The organism is Collinsella aerofaciens, assembly GCF_039752985.1.
Lineage (GTDB): Bacteria > Actinomycetota > Coriobacteriia > Coriobacteriales > Coriobacteriaceae > Collinsella > Collinsella aerofaciens_BT.
Window position 1 is genome coordinate 1 of sequence record NZ_JBDMHA010000107.1, and the last position, 3201, is coordinate 3201.

The following is a 3201-nucleotide window of genomic DNA, read 5'->3' on the forward strand; positions in this document are numbered from 1 at the left end:
GTTCGATGCCATGCTGGGAAACGCGTTACGCCCAAGCGCGGTCATGCCCGTGAGACACAGCTGCTCACCCATAGCTGGATCGGCAAGCGTAAGCGCAGGAACCGCAGGAGTAGCTGCAGCATTCGCCATGGGTTGCGGCGCGGGCTGCGGCATTGGCGCGGGCGTCGGCTGTGGCGCGGCAACCGGAGCGGGCTGCGGAACGGGCATGGGGGCAGGCTGCGGCATCGACATGGCCCCGGGCTGCGGCGCGGGCGCAGGCATCGGTTGTGGGGTGGACATCGGTTGTGGCACGGGCGCCGGCTGAGGCATAGGCGCGGGTGCTGGCTGCGGCGCGGGCACGGGAACAGACTGATACACCTGCTGGGACGCAGACTGTTGAACCTGTGGTGCACCACCCATCGAAGAAGTCGCAGGATAGACGGCGGGCGCTGGACGTTCACCGCTTGGTGCAGCGAAGTCTTGCACCGGAGCAGCAGGCGTCGACGGCAGAGGTGCTACGCCGGCGGGACGCGGAGCGCCGCATTCCTCGCACATATCGCGTTCGTCATCATTATCAAAACCGCATTCTGGGCATTCCCATGTCATGGTTTACCTCATTTCCCTTTGCTTGAGCTGACTTGCTTGACGGCGATTACGCAGGCGACGCTCCGCATCTGCGGAAGGCGTGGGCGGCACGTAATCGTGCGGATGAATCTCGACGGCGGCAGCAGGATTCGCGGCCTGCGTGGTCAATCCTGCACCCTCGGCCGGAACGGTTACGCCATAGGCTTTAAGATCCTCTTCGAACTGTTTGTAGAAGTCGCAGAACTCAATCTGGTCCCTATAGACCTTCTCGACAGTCGCTTGATCCTGCGGCTTCATGTCCTTGATGATGGTCGGATTATCAGGATCCTCAGAAAACTCCTCAGGGTTGGCTGCGACAACGCGGATGATGAGTCGATCTCTTTTCGTGCTGCGCAAAAGGGCGATGGCCTTGTTCTGCTTGGTGTCAAACATCAATCGCCAGGGCTTTCCCGAACCCTCCATAACGGCATAGCGAGTAACGTTAATACCGCGAGCAGCCATGACCTCGTTGATAGAACGCTCGATATAGTCGTCTTTCATAGCATTGGCAAGGGCAGCCTCCGCTTCATCGTTTGCAGCATAGACATCTTCGATCTCGTGCAATTGCTTAAGCGGCAGACTCTTTCCGTAACGGTTGTTGGCACGTTCGATGCGCGCACGATACTCTTCATAGACTCGGTGCCGTTCGCTCGATTCATACGTAGCGTTTTTTACTACGTATTCAAAATCATTCATCATCTTCATTGCCGCTAGGCGATCATCGATGCGCGAATCAGGCCCAAGTGCATCAAAAGCGGCGCGAACGCTCTCAAACTTTGCAGAGATACGGTTACGAAGGGAAATATCGAGCGCTTCGTCCTGCATAAGCGGCGTAACACGTCCCGCCCAAGTCTCAAACGCGCGAGCCGCTTCTTCGAGCGACCCCTCCTCTTGTCTGGTCGTTGATTCGGTAAGGTAACGGAGTGCCTTCTTCAGGTCCACTCCGCCGCCGGGACCAACAACATAATTCGTAATTTCCGCGACATGCTGAGCGCGAAGCCGCTCAGCAGTCTGGATAGCCTCAAGTTGAGCTTGCGACTGCTGAACGAACTGCTCTCTATGCGCTTCCGAAACCGTTGAGGGCAACAGGGCGCTAATCTCCCCGAGCAGAGCCGGAATCTTAGCGCGAACCGTTTCGGCATAGCGCATGTTTACCGCTTGCATTCCACTGGGCATATTGCCCAATGCCTCTTGGGAAAAAGCCTCGATACGAGCATTGATCAACCGATCAAAATATGCCGAAACCGAACCATCGGTGTCTTCAATCTTAGAAAGTGCTTTGGCTTTTATCCCAGCTAGAGAGCTCTTATATGACTGAATGGCCGCCTCAACGCGCTCCCGCTCCAAGGCTATGGCCGTCTCAACGCGCTCCCGCTCCAAGGCCCTGGCTGCCTCAGCGCGCTCCCGCTCCCGGTCTTCGCTCCGCTGCGCCCAAACAAACTCATCCTGCTCTCGCGTGGTCATCTTGTTCCACTGTTCTCGCGTGATTCCATATGATGCGCTGAATGAATAGCTCATATCGTTCCCCTGATTGCCGACTTTAATTGACCTATTTCTACCGCCGTCTTGCGCGATTCTGTTGCGCAACATTGGCGAGTGGCAGATTTGGCGATGTTGCGCAACAGAAGGCGGCGGTCAGCGCATATCCTGCTAAATGGAAGAAAGGATGAAAGCGCGCCATGACCGGTTCTTACGAAGAAGTTCGACTCGTCAAGTTTCATACGCCAGCACTGCTCTCCGAACGTGAGCAGGCTGCGGCACGGCGTCGCTTTTGCACGCTTCTTGTTCCGCCGCAAAAGGGTGGCTTTGGCGGAAACGCCTATGTCCGCCGCGTCCAAAGCGGCGATCGCGCCTTTGAGCTTGCACTTAAGATGCCGCGCCCCGACGCCCAGCCCGAGCAAGAACAGCTCAACCGGGAAACCCTGGAAGAGGAGTACCGCACCCTCTCCGTCGTATCCAACCTAAGGGGTTTCCCCGATGTCTACGGGTTTGGCTATACGGCAGACGGAACCCCGGCGCTGCTTATGGAATGGGTTGACGGCGTCTCGCTTCTTGATGCACGACCTGCCCTGAGTGATGGCGCTGCAACCTGTCCCGGCGATATTGTCGCCGCGATGGGCCTGAGCGTGCTCAAGATCATCCTGTCAACGCAATCACTCGACACGCCCTTTGTCCACCGCGACCTCTCTATGCGCAACATCATGTTGCGCCACGACCGCATCCCGCTCGAGGAGCAGGTGTCGAGCGGCTATTTCGACATCTGCCTCATCGACATGGGCAGTGCAAAACTCGTTAAGCCCGATTTTTCCTTTACCGTCGACGTCAACGCCTTTCGCGGCGCCACGCCAGCATATGCGGCACCCGAAATGCTAGAGCGCTTTAAGGCCGACCCCGGCGCTCGCGATAACCCTGCCGTCGACATCTATGCGTTGGGCAGCATCCTCTATGAGCTTTATTGTGGGCACGCGCCCTTTGAGGCAGAGCTCAGGCGCTCTGGAGACCACGCGTGCCTTAAGCGCACCGTGCAGCCGCAACCTCTTGCGCCTGCGAATCCCCATGAGCAAGCTCTGGTCAACGCGATCATGGCCTGCCTAGCGG

General features: G+C 57.9%; 3 protein-coding genes. 2 read left to right on the top strand and 1 reads right to left on the bottom strand.

Annotated elements, in window-relative coordinates:
* Positions 1 to 127: 127 nt before the first annotated feature.
* Positions 128 to 304 carry a hypothetical protein gene (locus tag ABHR76_RS09700; protein ID WP_346977576.1) on the top strand — a complete coding sequence of 59 codons (177 nt, stop codon included), beginning with the start codon at positions 128 to 130 and terminating at the stop codon, positions 302 to 304.
* A gap of 284 nt (positions 305 to 588) precedes the next feature.
* Here ABHR76_RS09700 and ABHR76_RS09705 read toward each other — a convergent pair whose 3' ends face one another.
* A complete protein-coding gene (locus ABHR76_RS09705; protein WP_346977578.1) occupies positions 589 to 2121 on the bottom strand; it encodes a hypothetical protein in 1533 nt (510 codons plus the stop codon).
* A 161-nt stretch (positions 2122 to 2282) separates the two neighbouring features.
* Here ABHR76_RS09705 and ABHR76_RS09710 point away from each other — a divergent pair.
* Positions 2283 to 3201 (top strand): protein kinase domain-containing protein (locus ABHR76_RS09710; RefSeq protein WP_346977580.1); only part of this gene is annotated, 919 nt, incomplete at its 3' end.